This is a genomic window from Streptomyces sp. SID13726, from assembly GCF_010548375.1.
Taxonomy (GTDB): Bacteria; Actinomycetota; Actinomycetes; order Streptomycetales; family Streptomycetaceae; genus Streptomyces.
Window position 1 is genome coordinate 211,692 of sequence record NZ_JAAGLY010000007.1, and the last position, 15,816, is coordinate 227,507.

Annotated in this window: 12 protein-coding genes; all 12 read right to left on the reverse strand. The window is 70.3% G+C overall.

Going from position 1 to position 15,816, the window contains the following annotated elements; genetic code table 11:
* Positions 1–16 precede the first annotated feature (16 nt).
* The 12 genes from pgi to uvrC all read right to left on the reverse strand — a co-directional run bounded on the left by pgi (position 17) and on the right by uvrC (position 15,586).
* Entirely contained in the window at positions 17–1,672 is a 1,656-nt protein-coding gene (gene pgi / locus G3I78_RS20700; protein WP_164426696.1) for a glucose-6-phosphate isomerase, read from the reverse strand.
* A 52-nt stretch (positions 1,673–1,724) separates the two neighbouring features.
* Positions 1,725–2,993: an MFS transporter gene (locus G3I78_RS20705; RefSeq protein ID WP_164426698.1), complete on the reverse strand. Its 1,269-nt coding sequence runs from the start codon at positions 2,991–2,993 to the stop codon at positions 1,725–1,727.
* Between the two features lie 175 nt (positions 2,994–3,168).
* Entirely contained in the window at positions 3,169–3,504 is a 336-nt protein-coding gene (locus G3I78_RS20710) for an RNA polymerase-binding protein RbpA (protein WP_003976875.1), read from the reverse strand.
* A gap of 215 nt (positions 3,505–3,719) precedes the next feature.
* Positions 3,720–3,950: a preprotein translocase subunit SecG gene (gene secG / locus G3I78_RS20715; RefSeq protein WP_123759995.1), complete on the reverse strand. Its 231-nt coding sequence runs from the start codon at positions 3,948–3,950 to the stop codon at positions 3,720–3,722.
* Between the two features lie 103 nt (positions 3,951–4,053).
* Positions 4,054–4,830, reverse strand: a complete 777-nt coding sequence (tpiA, locus tag G3I78_RS20720; protein WP_164426700.1) for a triose-phosphate isomerase — start codon at positions 4,828–4,830, stop codon at positions 4,054–4,056.
* A 6-nt stretch (positions 4,831–4,836) separates the two neighbouring features.
* Complete coding sequence (locus G3I78_RS20725) at positions 4,837–6,048, reverse strand: phosphoglycerate kinase (RefSeq protein WP_164426702.1); 1,212 nt, start codon at positions 6,046–6,048, stop codon at positions 4,837–4,839.
* A gap of 121 nt (positions 6,049–6,169) precedes the next feature.
* Positions 6,170–7,177 carry a type I glyceraldehyde-3-phosphate dehydrogenase gene (gap, locus tag G3I78_RS20730; protein ID WP_030318674.1) on the reverse strand — a complete coding sequence of 336 codons (1,008 nt, stop codon included), beginning with the start codon at positions 7,175–7,177 and terminating at the stop codon, positions 6,170–6,172.
* Between the two features lie 213 nt (positions 7,178–7,390).
* The gene (locus G3I78_RS20735) at positions 7,391–10,342 is read right to left on the reverse strand and encodes a M14 family metallopeptidase (protein ID WP_164426704.1); all 2,952 of its coding nucleotides are present in this window, start codon (positions 10,340–10,342) and stop codon (positions 7,391–7,393) included.
* 189 nt (positions 10,343–10,531) lie between these two features.
* Positions 10,532–11,521 (reverse strand): DNA-binding protein WhiA, encoded by a 990-nt coding sequence (gene whiA, locus G3I78_RS20740; RefSeq protein WP_020120074.1) that lies wholly within the window; start codon positions 11,519–11,521, stop codon positions 10,532–10,534.
* Positions 11,512–12,579, reverse strand: a complete 1,068-nt coding sequence (yvcK, locus tag G3I78_RS20745; protein WP_164426706.1) for a uridine diphosphate-N-acetylglucosamine-binding protein YvcK — start codon at positions 12,577–12,579, stop codon at positions 11,512–11,514. Before yvcK ends, whiA begins: the two co-directional genes overlap by 10 nt.
* A complete protein-coding gene (rapZ, locus tag G3I78_RS20750) occupies positions 12,576–13,535 on the reverse strand; it encodes an RNase adapter RapZ (protein ID WP_164426708.1) in 960 nt (319 codons plus the stop codon). The genes yvcK and rapZ overlap by 4 nt, the downstream gene beginning before the upstream one ends.
* Entirely contained in the window at positions 13,532–15,586 is a 2,055-nt protein-coding gene (gene uvrC, locus G3I78_RS20755; RefSeq protein ID WP_164426710.1) for an excinuclease ABC subunit UvrC, read from the reverse strand. The genes rapZ and uvrC overlap by 4 nt, the downstream gene beginning before the upstream one ends.
* Between the last annotated feature and the right edge of the window lie 230 nt (positions 15,587–15,816).

Consider the following 15,816-nt stretch of genomic DNA (forward strand, 5'->3'; position numbering starts at 1 on the left):
CTGCCGTTGCCGCCCTCTACTGCCGCCCGCGCAGCTCCCGGTACGTCGCCACCAGCGCCTTCGTGGAGGCGTCCAGCCCCGGCACCTCCGCACCCTCCGTGAGCGCCGGCTCCACCCGCTTGGCGAGGACCTTGCCCAGCTCGACGCCCCACTGGTCGAAGGAGTCGATGTTCCAGACCGCGCCCTGGACGAACACCTTGTGTTCGTAGAGGGCGATGAGCTGGCCGAGCACCGACGGGGTCAGCTCACGGGCCAGGATCGTCGTCGTCGGGTGGTTGCCCTGGAACGTCTTGTGCGGGACCAGCTCCTCGGCCACCCCCTCCGCACGCACCTCGTCCGGCGTCTTGCCGAAGGCCAACGCCTGGGTCTGCGCGAAGAAGTTGGCCATCAGCAGGTCGTGCTGCGCCTTCAGCCCCTCGCTCAGCTCGGCCACCGGCTCGGCGAAGCCGATGAAGTCCGCCGGGATCAACTTCGTGCCCTGGTGGATGAGTTGGTAGTAGGCGTGCTGCCCATTGGTGCCCGGAGTGCCCCACACCACCGGCCCGGTCTGCCACTCCACGGGCTGTCCGTCCCGGCCGACGTACTTGCCGTTGGACTCCATGTCGAGCTGCTGGAGGTAGGCGGTGAACCGGGACAGGTAGTGGCTGTACGGCAGCACGGCGTGCGACTGCGCGTCATGGAAGTTGCCGTACCAGATGCCCAACAGGCCCAGCAGCAGCGGCACGTTGGACTCGGCCGGGGCGGTGCGGAAGTGCTCGTCGACCAGGTGGAAGCCGTCGAGCATCTCGTGGAAGCGGTCCGGGCCGATGGCGATCATCAGGGACAGGCCGATCGCCGAGTCGAAGGAGTACCGGCCGCCGACCCAGTCCCAGAACTCGAACATGTTGGCCGTGTCGATGCCGAACTCCGACACCTTCCCGGCGTTCGTCGACAGGGCCACGAAGTGCTGGGCGACGGCTTCCTGACCGGCCTTCAGCTCGGTGAGCAGCCAGTCGCGGGCCGAGGTGGCGTTGGTGATCGTCTCGATGGTGGTGAAGGTCTTGGACGCGATGACGAACAGCGTCTCCGCCGCGTCCAGGTCGCGGGTGGCCTCGTGCAGGTCGGCGCCGTCGACGTTCGACACGAAGCGGACGGTCAGGTCGCGGTCGGTGAAGGCGCGCAGCACCTCGTACGCCATCGCCGGGCCCAGGTCGGAGCCGCCGATGCCGATGTTGACGACGTTCTTGATGCGCCTGCCGGTGTGGCCGGTCCATACGCCGGAGCGGACCCGGTTCGCGAAGTCGCCCATCTTGTCGAGCACGGTGTGCACACCCGGCACGACGTTCTCGCCGTCGACCTCGACCACGGCCTCGCGCGGGGCACGCAGCGCGGTGTGCAGCACGGCCCGGTCCTCGGTGGTGTTGATCCGTTCGCCGCGGAACATGGCGTCCCGCAGCCCGAACACGTCGGTCGCCGCGGCGAGTTCGCGCAGCAGGCGCAGGGTCTCGTCGGTGACGAGGTGCTTGGAGTAGTCGACGTACAGGTCACCGACCCGCAGTGTGTACCCGGTACCGCGCCCGGGGTCGGCGGCGAACAGCTCCCTCAGCCGCACCTCGCCGAGCTCCTCGCGGTGCTCGGTCAGCGCGGTCCACTCGGGCGTGCGGTTGAGCCTGGTACGGCCGTCTGCGTTCATGTCCGACTTCAGCCTTCTTTCGTGCCTGTCCCAGCTGTTCCAACCTATGTGATCAGCGCGGGGCGTGAACCTCGGTGGGGTCGTCGTCCGGCGCAACCACAGGTACGTCCGCGGGGAGCGCAGGTATCAGCGAGAGCACGGACAGCACGAAGAAGAGTGCGGCAAGCAGGGCCGGTGTGTTCAGGCCCCAGGCGGTAGCGACGGCTCCGCCGAGCAGGGCGCCCAGGGGTGCTCCGGCGACCGCCAGGGTGCGGAAGGCGGCGCTGACCCGGCCCAGTTGTCCGGCCGGGGCGCGCTCCTGCATCAGGGTCGTGGTCTGGACGTTCCACACCATCCCCATGAACCCGAAGACGGCCATGGCTCCCGCGAGGGCGCCCAGGGAGCGCGCCGACCCCATGACCAGCAGGGCGCCGATCTGTGCCGTGCCCGCGAGCAGCACCGCGCGCACCCGCCCCAGCCGGGCGACGAACCGGCCGCTCGCCACTCCCCCGGTGAGACCGCCGACCGTGTAGGCGGTCATCGCCGCCGCGTAGCCCGCGGTGCCGGCGTCCAGCCAGCCGGTCACGAGGAGCACCATGCCCGCGATGAGGGCGCCGACGCCGACGTTGCACAGGGCCGTCGCCGCGCACAGCCCGCGCAGGGCCCGGTCCGCGGCCAGGGTGCGCAGCCCCTCGGCGATCTCCCTGCGCAGGGTACTGCCCGGGGGCCGCGGCTTCCGGTCCGGCAGCGTGGAGCGCAGCGAGGCGACCAGGGCGGCCGCCACCAGGAAGGTCGCCGCGTCCGCCGCGAAGGGCACGGCGGCACCGGCCACCAGCAGCAGCGGTACGACGGGGGCGCCCAGCAGACCGCCCGCGACGCGCTGGCCGGTCATCAGCCGGGCGTTGGCTCCGGTCAGTTCCTCCCGGTCGACCAGGGCGGGCAGCAGCGCGGTCGAGGCGTTGTCGAAGAGGGTCTGGAGGGTGGTCAGGGTGAAGGCGAGCGCGATCAGCAGGCCGATCGAGGCGTGTCCGAGCGCGACGGCCACCGCGAAACAGGCGACCAGCACGCCTCGTAGTGCGTCCACCGTCCACATGGCGCGCCGCTGGTCCACCCGGTCCGCGACCGCACCGCCGAGCAGGCCGAAGACGATCCAGGGCAGATAACCGCAGGCGGTGACCGCGGCGATGAGCAGGGGCCGGTCCGTCAGGGTCGCGGCGAGCAGGGGCAGCGCGGACCCGCGCAGGGCGTCACCGAAGCTGGAGAACACGGCCGCGGTCCACAGCCGCCCGAATCCCCCGCGCCACTCGGGCGCGCGCACGCCCGCCCCCTCGACCACCGTCACAGCTCCCCCTCACGGTCCGCCGGTCACGCGACCATGCACAAACCGTAGAGGTCACCACTGACAATCGGCCGGGTCGTCTGCCCGCGAGGCCGGGTCGTCCGCCCGCGAGGCCGGGTCGACGGCCGTGAAACAGCTCCGGCCAGGCACCCCTCGGTACCCGGCCGGTTCTCGTCCTCTAGATCTCGCCCCGCAGTTTGGCGAGCGCCTCGGCGAGGATCGCCTCGCCGTCCGCGTCGCTGCGCCGCTCCCGTACGTACGCGAGGTGCGTCTTGTACGGCTCGGTGCGCGGCGGGTCCGGCGGGTTGTCCCGGTCCTGTCCGGCGGGAAAGCCGCAGCGCGGGCAGTCCCAGGTTTCGGGCACCTGCGCGTCGCTGGCGAAGCTGGGCTGCGTCTCGTGCCCGTTGGAGCACCAGAAGGAGATGCGCAGCCGGGGCGCGGACTCGCCCCGCTCGGCCTCGCCCATCGGCCCCGCCCCGACCCGGCTACCTCGGATCGCGTTGCCACTTGCCACGGTCGTAACTCCCTGCGTGATGGTGCCGCGAAGCGAGTCGGCGTTGTCGCTTCGTTGCGAGCGCCTCAGTCTACGTAAGGCCCAACGCGCGTCCAGTGGTTGGAGTTACAGCCCCCACACCTAGACGCAAGCCCCATGATAGGCCGCGCTCAGGTGCGCGTACCGAACATGGGGCCTTACGTGCGGAATGTACGTGCTGTGTGTGGCGTGGCCGCTCAGCTGTTCGTCTTCATGAGGAGACCGAGTACGACAATGCACACGAACCACAGCAGACCGATCACCACGGTGATGCGGTCGAGGTTGCGCTCGGCGACCGAGGAGCCGCCGACGGAGGACTGCATGCCGCCACCGAACATGTCGGAGAGGCCGCCGCCCTTCCCCTTGTGCATCAGCACCAGCAGCATCAGCAGGCCGCTGAAGACGATCAGGGCGATCGAGAACCCCAAAACCACGGCTGGACCAACTCTCTCGGATTCGGATGGACGACGGGGGCACGGCCGTCAGGGCCATGCCCCCGCAAGGGTACGACGGATCGCCGCCAGGGCCTACTTACTGGTCCCGGAAGCGCACGATCTTGACGAACTCGTCGGCGTCCAGTGACGCACCGCCGACCAGGGCGCCGTCGATGTCGGCCTGCGCCATGATCTCGGCGACGTTGCCGGCCTTGACGGAGCCGCCGTACTGGATGCGGACCTGGTCGGCCAGCTCCTGGGTGTACAGCTCGGCGAGCTTGCCGCGGATGGCCGCGCAGACCTCCTGCGCGTCCTCGGCGCCGCAGACCTTGCCGGTGCCGATGGCCCACACGGGCTCGTAGGCGATCACGACGGACTCGGCCTGCTCGGCCGGCACGTCCTTGAGACCGCCCTCGACCTGGGTGAGGGTGTGGGAGACGTGGTTGCCCGCCTCGCGGACCTCCAGCTCCTCGCCGACGCACAGGATCGGGGTGAGGCCGTGCTTGTAGGCGGCCTTGACCTTGGCGTTGACGATGTCGTCGGTCTCGGCGTGGTACTGGCGGCGCTCGGAGTGGCCGACGGCCACGTACGTGCACTTCAGCTTGGCCAGCATGGCACCGGAGATCTCGCCGGTGTAGGCGCCGGAGTCGTGCGCCGAGAGGTCCTGGGCGCCGTACTTGATCTTGAGCTTGTCGCCGTCCACCAGGGTCTGCACGGAGCGCAGGTCGGTGAAGGGCGGCAGGACGGCGACCTCGACGGCCTCGTAGTCCTTGTCCGCGAGGGCGAAGGCGAGCTTCTGGACGTGCGCGATGGCCTCGAGGTGGTTGAGGTTCATCTTCCAGTTACCCGCCATGATCGGCGTGCGAGTGGTCATGCGGGGTCAGTCCTCCAGTGCGGCGAGGCCGGGGAGCGTCTTGCCCTCGAGGTATTCGAGGGAGGCGCCGCCACCGGTCGAGATGTGTCCGAACGCGTTCTCGTCGAAGCCCAGGATCCGGACGGCCGCGGCGGAGTCGCCACCGCCGACGACCGTGAAGGCCGAGGAGTCGAGGAGAGCCTGGGCGACCGCCTTGGTGCCCTCGGCGAATTCGGGGTGTTCGAAGACGCCCATCGGGCCGTTCCAGAAGACGGTGGCGGCGTCGGTGATCTTCGAGGCGTACAGCTTGCCGGAGGCGGGGCCGATGTCCAGGCCCATCCGGTCGGCCGGGATGGCGTCCGCGGCGACGGTGGTCGAGTCGGCCGGGGCCTTGGTCTTCAGGTCCGGGAAGGCCGGGGCGACCACGGCGTCGACCGGCAGGACCAGCTCGACGCCGGTCTTCTCGGCGCGCTCGATGTACTCCAGGACGGCCGGGATCTGGTCCTCCTGGAGGAGGGAGGCGCCGACCTCGTGGCCCTTGGCCTTGAGGAAGGTGAAGGCCATGCCGCCGCCGATCAGGATGCGGTCGGCCTTGCCGAGCAGCTCGTCGATGACGGCGAGCTTGTCGGAGACCTTGGCGCCGCCGAGCACGACCACGTAGGGCCGCTTGACGTCGTCGGTGAGCTTCTTCAGGACGCCGACCTCGGTGGCGATGAGGTAGCCGGCGTAGTGCGGCAGCCGGGCCGGGAGGTCGAACACCGAGGCGTGCTTGCGGTGGACCGCGCCGAAGCCGTCACCGACGTACACGTCGGCGAGGGCGGCGAGCTGGTCCGCGAAGGCACCGCGCTCGGCGTCGTCCTTGGCGGTCTCGCCCGCGTTGAAGCGGAGGTTCTCGACGACCGCGACCTGGCCGTCGGCGAGGCCCGCGACCGTGGCGGAGGCCGAGTCACCCACCGTGTCGGTCGCGAACGCCACGGAGGCGCCCAGGAGTTCACCGAGGCGCGTGGCGGCCGGGGCGAGCGAGAAGGCCGGGTCCGGGGCGCCCTTGGGGCGGCCCAGGTGGGAGGCGACGACCACGCGGGCGCCCGCCTCGGCGAGGGCCTTCACGGTCGGCAGGACGGCGCGGATGCGGCCGTCGTCGGTGATGGTGGTGCCGTCCAGCGGCACGTTGAGGTCGGCGCGGACGAAGACCCGCTTGCCTGCGACGCCTTCGGCGAGAAGTTCGTCGATCGTCTTCATAGAGGGGCTCCTGAGAAAGGCTCTGGACCGTACGAGAGCTGATCACGCGAGTCAGGGCTCGGGCAACGCGTCCTCGCGCTGCCCGAGCCCTGCTCACACACCTAGGTGCCTGATCAGTCGATCAGAGCTGGTTGCCGACGAAGACCGTGAGGTCGACGAGGCGGTTGGAGTAGCCCCACTCGTTGTCGTACCAGCCGAGGATCTTCACCGACTTGCCCTCCTGGACCATGGTCAGGGAGGAGTCGAAGGTGCAGGACGACGGGTCGCTGACGATGTCGGAGGAGACGATCGGGTCCTCCGTGTAGGACAGGTAGCCCTGGAGCTCGCCCTCGGAGGCCTTCTTGAACGCGGCGTTGACCTCGTCCTTGGTGACCTCGCGCTCCAGCTCCACGACCAGGTCGGTGGCGGAACCGGTGGGGACCGGCACGCGCATCGCGATGCCGTCGAGCTTGCCCTTGAGCTGCGGGAGGACCAGCGCGGTGGCCTTGGCGGCACCCGTGGTGGTCGGGATGATGTTCTCCGCGGCGGCGCGGGCGCGGCGCAGGTCGGAGTGCGGGAAGTCCAGGATGCGCTGGTCGTTCGTGTACGCGTGGACCGTCGTCATCAGGCCCTTGACGATGCCGAAGTTCTCGTCGAGGACCTTGGCCATCGGCGCCACACAGTTGGTGGTGCAGGAGGCGTTGGAGATGACGTGGTGGTTGGCCGCGTCGTACTTGTTCTCGTTGACGCCCATCACGATGGTGATGTCCTCGTCCTTGGCCGGAGCCGAGATGAGGACCTTCTTGGCGCCGCCGGCGATGTGCTTCTCGGCGTCGGCCTTCTTCGTGAAGATGCCGGTCGACTCGACGACGATGTCGACGCCCAGCTCGCCCCACGGGATGTCGGCCGGGTTGCGCTCGGACAGCACCTTGATGGTGTGACCGTCGACGGTGATCGTGTCGGCGGTGTGCGACACCTCGGCCTTGAGGCGGCCCAGGATGGTGTCGTACTTCAGCAGGTGCGCGGTGGTCGCGGTGTCACCCAGGTCGTTGACAGCCACGATCTCGATGTCAGCACCCTGCTCCAGCAGCGCGCGGAAGTAGTTACGACCGATGCGGCCAAAGCCGTTGATGCCTACGCGGATCGTCACGAACCGATCTCCTCGTTGGTACGCCGGTTTCGAGACCGGCGAGCTGTATGGGATGTCCCCGACCAACCCCGACCCTACCTCCCTGAGGCTTTCGGGGTGACATCGAGATGCCGCATACACGGGCAGGCGGTCCGTACCCGCCAGTAGGGGTACGGACCGCCTCGGATCGAAAGGTGTGGTCACCCGGAACGACTGCGCCGGGTCACCCCTGATTCACCCGCGCAGGGCGGCGAGCGCCTTGCCGACCAGGGCCTTGCGGTCGGCCGCCGCGGTGACGTGCTCCAGGCCGAAGCCCAGCAGCACGGTGTCGTCCGTGGTGACCGCGCCGTACGTCCTGAACAGCTCTCCGCTGCGCCCCCAGTCCTTCACGACCGCGGGGCTGCCCGCGGGCGGTCCGGGCACGCTCCACACACCGAGCGAGGTCTCGAAGCCCTCCGTCTCGACGGCCTGGCCGCCGATGACCACGGACGCGTTGTCCGCGAGGACGCCACGGCCGCCGGAGCCGGGGTCGGTGATGTAGCTGAGGGAGATCTCGACCTTCTTGCCGGCGTACATGGAGAGGTCGTAGGAGACCTCCTGCCAGCCGGCCGACGCCCCGGTGAGGCTGTTCCACTGGCCGCTGGTGCCGGAGGCGGTGCAGCCGTCGGTGCCGAGCGTGAGGTACCGCTTGAGCGCCGGGTGGGCCGCGATGAAGAACCCGGCCCCGCACTCCGCGGGCACCGCGCTGCTCGTGGCGCCGTTCTTCTCCGGGAGGGTGGTCCAGTCGTCGGCCCCCGCGGTGTGCGCCTCCAGGACGGCGTGGTCGTAGCCCTCCTCGGTGTCCCACAGCAGCCGGGTGCGGAACGTCGGGCTCTGGGCCGCGGTCACCGAGGTGAGGTCGATGGTGCGGGCCAGGCGGTTCCAGGCGTAGTCGCTGTGCGTGACGGCCGCCATGGAGGAGCCCTCGTAGGGCCCGTACGGGTTGACCGTGCCGGGGTACGTGCCCGCTCCCGCGCTCGCGAACTGCGGGTAGGTCGCCACGGGCAGGACGTCCGAGGTGACGCTGAAGGAGCCGGCCGCGTCCAGCGGGTTGCCGGGGGCGGCGCCGAGCGGTCCGGCGGCTCCGGCGAGCCTGCCGGTGCCCTGGAAGGCGGTGGCCCCGGGGAGGGTCGTACGGGTGTAGGCGCCCAGGTAGTACTGGCTGAAGTCGTTCGACAGGGTGCCGCCGCCCAGGTCGACGTTGCCGCCGGCCCGTTCGCCCGCCTCGATCAGCTTGCCGCCTTCGTTGAGGAAGGCGCGCAGCTGGAGCTGGGTGGCGTTGCCCGGGACGGTCGCGCCCGTGTAGTGCACGACGGTCCTGAAGTGGTCGAGCACGCCGAGCGCGTCGGGCGCGCCCTGGGTGCCGACGTTCCAGACGATCGCGTTGCGGCCGTTGGCCTTGAGCGCGTCGACGTAGGTCTGCGCCTGGGTGGCGGTGGCACCCTCCTCGGCGACCACGAGCACGTCCGCGCGCGGGCGTTCGGCGACCGTGTACGTGAAGTGCGCGCTGGAGGTGGGCTTTCCGCTCTTCGCCTTGCCGGTGAACCAGACCTCGACCTTGTCGCCCGGGTCGGCGTCCTCGACCTTGGCCCGGTACTCGTCGAAGTAGAGGTTGTCCTCACCGCCGTAGGTCTCGCCGCCCTTCCAGGCCCTGAGGTCCCGGTCGTGCGTGCGGCCGCCGTTGACGCGGTACTTGAGCTCCTTGTCGCGCACGGACTTGCGTACGACGACGGAGACCTCCTGGTCCGCGCCGCGCGCGTAGGACGTGGTGAAGGGCTTCGGGGTGAAGTCGGCGGCCTTCAGGCCGAGCGAGGACTTCGGCTGGTCGGGCTGGGCCGCGGACTCGGCGACCGAGAGCGCGAAGGGGAGGTTCTTCTCGAACTCCTGCTGGATCAGCTTCTCGTCGTCCGGGAAGTTGAAGACCGACTGGCAGTCGGCCGCGTTCCACTGGTCGTTCGGGTCGAGGTCCGAGGCGGTCTGGCAGGTCGACATCTCGGGGGTGAACATCGCCAGGCCGTTGACGTTCGACGCGTGGCCGTCCGCCTCACCGTTGGTGGTGTACAGCTCCGAGGAGACCTGCGGACGGTAGCCGGGGATCGCGGAGTTGTCCGGGGTGCCGGCGAGCGACTTGTAGAGGACGTCGTCGGGCGTGTCCGTGGCCACCTGCCAGCCGACGCCGTAGAGGAGGAGTTCGGCGGCGGAGTGGTAGTTGATGCCGTACGTGAAGCCGATCCGCTTCTCGAAGGCGTCCAGGGCCTTGGTCTCGGGCTCGGAGCCCGGGGCCGCGCCGCGGTAGGTCTCGCTGGTGGGGGTGGGCGACGAACCCTCGTCGTCGTAGCCCCACTTGTAGGAGAAGTTGCGGTTGAGGTCGACGCCGTCGCCGATGCCGATGGTGCCGTCGGCGTTGTTGTCGTGGAGGTTCTTGCGCCACAGACGGTTGTCGGCACTCTGGAAGGTGTAGTCGTAGCCGTCGGGGTTGGCCGACAGGACGAACCACAGCTCCGTGGAGTCGACGATCTTCTTGACGCGCTTGTCGCTCTTGTAGTTGTCGATGTAGTGGTGGAGCAGCCGCCGGGTCATCTCCGGGGTGATCCACTCGCGCGCGTGCTGGTTGGACATGTAGAGGACGGAGGGTTTGGCGCCGTCCTTGGACTTCTTCGCGTTCTTGGTCAGTTTGAGCGCGAGGATGTCCTTGCCGTTCACGGTCTTGCCGATGGAGACGACCTTGGTCAGGCCCGGGTTGGCCCGCGCGGTCGCGAGCAGCTCTGCCTGGAGCCCGCCGCTTCCGCTGTACGGCCGGAACACTCCCTCGGCGGCCTCGTCGACCCTGGCCTCGGCCTTGGCGGAGAGCGTGTGCTCGGTGAGCTCGACGCCCTTCGCCTCCAGCTTCTGCGCCTCCTGGTCGGTCAGGTAGACCTCGACGGTCGCGGTGCCCTTCGCGGGCACCTGCTCGCTCAGTTCGTGGCCGTCCTGACCGGCCGCCAGCAACAGGGGTACCTGTGCGCTGGTGACCTCGGCCCGGAAGACCTTGACCTCGTTCGGATCAGGAGAAGCTGCGCTCTCGGCGGCCTGGGCCGCGGGCGCGATGCCCGCGCCGCCGAGCAGGAGTGCGCAGGCAGCGAGGATCGGTCTCGCTCTTCGTCTCATGAGCCCCCCTTGCGGTGGTTCGCCACAGCGGCGAACGTATGCCAGGCTCATGACAGTTCATGATCGAGTCAAGGGCGCATCATGGACACGCAAACGCGAATGCCCTCGGACACGAACGCCGGTGCCTGGAGACGCGAACGCCGGTGCCGACGCCCAAGTGGGCGTCGGCACCGGCGTGGTGAGGTCGGGTCAGCCGACGAGGTTGTCGGCCATCTCCTCGGTGATGCTGGACTCCGTGCCCGGGATGCCCAGGTCGGAGGCGCGCTTGTCGGCCATCGCGAGCAGCCGGCGGATACGGCCTGCGACGGCGTCCTTGGTCAGCGGCGGATCGGCGAGCGCGCCCAGCTCCTCCAGGGAGGCCTGCTTGTGGTCCATCCGCAGCCGCCCGGCGGCGGCGAGATGCTCGGGCACGTCGTCGGCGAGGATCTCCAGGGCCCGCTGGACCCGGGCCCCGGCGGCGACGGCCGCGCGCGCGGAGCGGCGGAGGTTGGCGTCGTCGAAGTTGGCGAGCCGGTTCGCCGTGGCCCGTACCTCGCGGCGCATCCGGCGCTCCTCCCAGGCGAGCACCGACTCATGGGCGCCGAGGCGGGTGAGCAGCGCGCCGATCGCGTCACCGTCCCGCACGACCACGCGGTCGACCCCGCGGACCTCGCGCGCCTTGGCGGCGATCGAGAGCCGGCGGGCGGCGCCGACCAGCGCGAGCGCGGCCTCCGGACCCGGGCACGTCACCTCAAGGGAGGAGGAGCGGCCGGGCTCGGTGAGCGAACCGTGCGCCAGGAAGGCCCCGCGCCAGGCTGCCTCCGCGTCACAGGTGGCACCGGAGACGACCTGCGGGGGCAGTCCCCGGATCGGGCGGCCCCGGCCGTCCACCAGGCCGGTCTGCCGGGCCAGCTGGTCACCGCCGGCGACGACCCGGACGACGTAACGCGAACCGCGGCGCAGTCCGCCCGGTGCCATCACGATCAGTTCGGAGCTGTGGCCGAAGATCTCCAGGATGTCCCGCTTGAGGCGGCGGGCCGCCATCGCGGTGTCCAGCTCCGCCTCGATCACGATGCGCCCGCTCACCAGGTGAAGGCCGCCGGCGAACCGCAGGATGGCGGAGACCTCCGCCTTTCTGCAGCAGGTCCGGGTGACGGGGAGCCGGGAGATCTCGTCCTTCACCGCTGCCGTCATCGCCATGGGCCGATCCTTCCATGCATCCGAAAAATACGGTCGTACGCGGCGGCCAACAGCTCCGGGTCGTGCCTCGGGGTCCCGTCGGGCCTGGCCACCGGGGCCAGCTCGACCGCGGCGCCGAACCGCTTGGCGGCATCGGTGAGGGAGTCGCGGTCGGGCACGGCGGCCTGGTCGGCCAGCACCACGTCCAGGGCGAGTTTAGGGGCGTGTCGTCCCAAAACCTCCAAATGACGCTGCGGGGAGAAGCCATCGGTTTCTCCCGGCTGCGGCGCGAGGTTCAGGGAGAGTACCCGGCGCGCCTTCGTCTGGGTGAGCGCGTCCAGCAGTTCGGGCACGAGCAGGTGCGGGATGACCGAGGAGAACCAGGAGCCGGGTCCGAGGACCACCCAGTCCGCGTCCCGTACGGCCGCCACCGCCTCCGGCACCGCCGGCGGGTCGTGCGGCACGACGTGCACCGACTGCACCTCGCCCGGGGTCAGGGCCACGGTCGCCTGTCCCCGTACGGTGTCGACGTCCTCGGGGCGCTCCGGGTCGTGCCCCTTGACCAGGGCCTGGAGCTCCAGGGGTACGGCGGACATGGGCAGCACCCGGCCGTGCGCGCCCAGGAGCCTGCCGACCAGGTCGAGGGCCTGGACGTGGTCGCCGAGCTGCTCCCACAGGGCGACGATCAGCAGATTGCCGACCGCGTGTTCGTGCAGGTCGCCCTTGGACTGGAAGCGGTGCTGGATGACCCGGGCCCAGGTCTGGCCCCAGTCGTCGTCGCCGCACAGCGCGGCCAGCGCCTTGCGCAGGTCGCCGGGCGGCAGCACGCCCAGTTCGTCGCGCAGGCGCCCGCTGGAGCCGCCGTCGTCGGCCACGGTGACCACGGCGGTCAGGTCGCCGGTGATCCGGCGCAGGGCGGCGAGCGAGGCGGACAGGCCCATGCCGCCGCCGAGCGCGACCACCTTGGGCTGGGCGCCGCGCCGGCGGGGCCTGGCACCGCGGGCCTCGACGGGCCGGGCCGCGCGCCCCTCGGGGACGGCCCTGCGCAGCCTGCTCAGCCGCGGAGAACGTGCGGTCATTCCCGTCCCATGTCCCGGTGTACGACCACCGTCTCCACACCCTCGGCGGCGAGGCGCGCGGCGAGCTTCTCGGACGTGGCGACCGAGCGGTGCTTGCCGCCGGTGCAGCCGATGGCGATGGTCACGTACCGCTTGCCCTCGCGGCGGTAGCCGGCCGCGATCAGGCGCAGCAGCTCGGCGTAGCGGTCGAGGAACTCCTTGGCGCCGGGCTGGTTGAAGACGTACGCCGACACCTCCTCGTTGAGCCCGGTGAAGGGCCGCAACTCCGGGACCCAGTGCGGGTTGGGCAGGAACCGCATGTCCGCGACCAGGTCGGCGTCGACCGGGAGGCCGTACTTGAAGCCGAACGACATCACGGTGGCGCGGAGTTCGGGCTCCTCCTCGCCGGCGAACTGGGCGTCCATCTTGGCGCGCAGCTCGTGGACGTTGAGGCTGGAGGTGTCGATGACCAGGTCGGCGTCGCCGCGCAGCTCGCGCAGCAGCTCGCGCTCGGCGTCGATGCCGTCGACGATGCGGCCGTCGCCCTGGAGGGGGTGCGGGCGGCGCACGGACTCGAAGCGGCGCACCAGGGCGTCGTCGGAGGACTCCAGGAAGACGACCCGCCGGGTGACGTGCTTGGACTCCAGGTCGGCGAGGGAATCGCGGAGGTTGTCGAAGAAGCGCCGGCCGCGGACGTCGACGACGACCGCGATCCGGGCGACGTTGCCCTGCGAGCGGGCGCCGAGCTCCACCATGGTGGGGATCAGCGCGGGCGGGAGGTTGTCGACGACGAACCAGCCGAGGTCCTCCAGACACTTGGCGGCGGTCGAGCGGCCGGCGCCGGACATCCCGGAGATGATCACCAGCTCGGGGATGGCCGCGTCCGGGACTCCGGCCGCGTCGAGGGTCGTGCCCGTACTCACCTGTGCGTCGTCTCCGCCCTGGTCCTGTTGTTCTTCGTGCTCGTTCACGCTCATGTCTCCTGCCCCCGTCGTTCGTCCGGGGCGCCCGCCGTCACGGGCTCCCCACCGGAACCCGTGGTGCCGGGTTCCTCCTCATCCATGATCTCTCCAGTCGCCGTGTTCACGGCGGGCGCGGCCGGGGCCGCCTGGGCGAGGGCCACGGCGATCGTCTCGGCCGTCTTGCGGCCTATGCCGGGGACCTCGCAGATCTGGTCGATGGTGGCGGATCGTAGTTTCTTCAAGGACCCGAAATGTTTCAGCAGGGCCTGCTTGCGCGTGTCCCCGAGGCCGGGGACGTCGTCGAGGGGGCTCGACCGGAAGCGCTGGGCCCGCTTGGTGCGCTGGTAGGTGATCGCGAAGCGGTGGGCCTCGTCACGGACCCGCTGGAGAAGGTACAGGCCTTCGCTGGTGCGGGGGAGCACGACCGGGTCGTCGTCATCGGGCAGCCAGACCTCCTCCAGGCGCTTGGCGAGGCCGCAGACGGCGATGTCGTCGATGCCGAGTTCGTCGAGGGCCTTCTTGGCGGCGGCGACCTGGGGCTGTCCGCCGTCGACGACGACGAGCTGGGGCGGGTAGGCGAACTTCTTGGGGCGGCCGTCGTCGTCCTTGAGGCCGCTGTCGACCGTGTCCTCGCCGGGCAGGTCCTCGACCCACTCCCCCGTCTTCTCCTTCTCGGCGAGATAGCGCCGGAAGCGGCGGGAGATCACCTCGTGCATGGACCGGACGTCGTCCTGACCGGCGAATCCCTTGATCTGGAAGCGGCGGTACTCGCTCTTGCGCTGGAGTCCGTCCTCGAACACGACCATGGAGGCGACCACGTCGTCGCCCTGGAGGTGGGAGATGTCGTAGCACTCGATGCGGAGCGGGGCGCTGTCCAGGTCGAGGGCCTCGGCGATCTCCTCCAGGGCACGCGAGCGCGTGGTGAGATCGGAGGCGCGCTTGGTCTTGTGGAGGGCGAGCGCCTGAAGGGCGTTGCGCTGCACGGTCTCCATGAGGGCCTTCTTGTCGCCGCGCTGCGGGATGCGCAGCGAGACGCCGGAGCCGCGGCGCTCGGCGAGCCATTCCTGGACGGGCTCGACCGGGTCGGGCAGGGCCGGGACGAGGACCTCCTTGGGGACCGAGTCGCCCTTCTCCTCACCGTAGAGCTGCTGGAGGGCGTGTTCGACGAGGGCGCCGGTGGTGATCTCCTCGACCTTGTCGGTGACCCAGCCACGCTGGCCGCGGACGCGTCCGCCGCGGACGTGGAAGATCTGGACGGCGGCCTCCAGCTCGTCCTCGGCGACCGCGATCAGGTCGGCGTCGGTGGCGTCGGCGAGCACGACCGCGCTCTTCTCCATGGCCTTCTTCAACGCCCCGATGTCGTCGCGCAGGCGGGCCGCCCGCTCGTACTCCATCTCCTCGGCCGCGTCCGCCATCTGCTGCTCCAGACGGCGGATGTAGGTGCCGGTGCGGCCGGTCATGAAGTCGCAGAAGTCCTCGGCCAGGTCGCGGTGTTCGTCGGCGGAGACGCGGTCGACGCAGGGCGCGGAGCACTTGCCGATGTAGCCGAGGAGGCAGGGGCGGCCGGTGCGCGTGGCGTTCTTGAAGACGCCGGCGGAGCAGGTGCGGACGGGGAAGACGCGCAGCAGGAGGTCGACGGTGTCGCGGATCGCCCACGCGTGTCCGTACGGCCCGAAGTACCTGACGCCCTTGCGTTTCTGGCCGCGCATCACCTGCACGCGCGGGAACTCCTCGTTCATCGTCACCGCGAGGTACGGGTAGCTCTTGTCGTCGCGGTACTTGACGTTGAACCGGGGGTCGTACTCCTTGATCCAGGAGTACTCCAGCTGGAGGGCCTCGACCTCGGTGGACACCACGGTCCACTCCACGGACGCGGCCGTGGTCACCATCGTGCGGGTGCGGGGGTGCAGGCTCGCCAGGTCCTGGAAGTAGTTCGCCAGGCGCTGGCGCAGGCTCTTCGCCTTCCCGACGTAGATCACCCGACGGTGCTCGTCACGGAACCTGTACACCCCGGGAGAGTCCGGGATCTCTCCTGGTTTGGGGCGGTAGCTGGAGGGGTCGGCCATGTCTCACACCCTACTGGCGAGCGCTGACACTCCGGTCGGCCTGTGGACAACCCCGGCCATCTCCAGGGGTGATCCACAGGGCACGCCCAGGGTCTGTCGCCTGGATCGGGCCGGCTGTGAGGAGCGGTGCGTCCTGGCGGACCCGAGCGGGGTCTGGTGCGTGCGGCTGCACGGCGGAGGAGCCATGTCGATCAGCCGCGGCCGACGCGATGGTGGCCGCCCCTCCCGCG

Bases quoted from the DNA above. Each gene is read 5' to 3' on its own strand.
- G3I78_RS20735 (WP_164426704.1), bottom strand. From the start codon at position 10,342: ATGAGACGAAGAGCGAGACCGATCCTCGCTGCCTGCGCACTCCTGCTC.
- uvrC (WP_164426710.1), bottom strand. From the start codon at position 15,586: ATGGCCGACCCCTCCAGCTACCGCCCCAAACCAGGAGAGATCCCGGAC.
- G3I78_RS20725 (WP_164426702.1), bottom strand. From the start codon at position 6,048: ATGAAGACGATCGACGAACTTCTCGCCGAAGGCGTCGCAGGCAAGCGG.
- tpiA (WP_164426700.1), bottom strand. From the start codon at position 4,830: ATGACCACTCGCACGCCGATCATGGCGGGTAACTGGAAGATGAACCTC.
- pgi (WP_164426696.1), bottom strand. From the start codon at position 1,672: ATGAACGCAGACGGCCGTACCAGGCTCAACCGCACGCCCGAGTGGACC.
- yvcK (WP_164426706.1), bottom strand. From the start codon at position 12,579: ATGACCGCACGTTCTCCGCGGCTGAGCAGGCTGCGCAGGGCCGTCCCC.
- rapZ (WP_164426708.1), bottom strand. From the start codon at position 13,535: ATGAGCGTGAACGAGCACGAAGAACAACAGGACCAGGGCGGAGACGAC.
- whiA (WP_020120074.1), bottom strand. From the start codon at position 11,521: ATGGCGATGACGGCAGCGGTGAAGGACGAGATCTCCCGGCTCCCCGTC.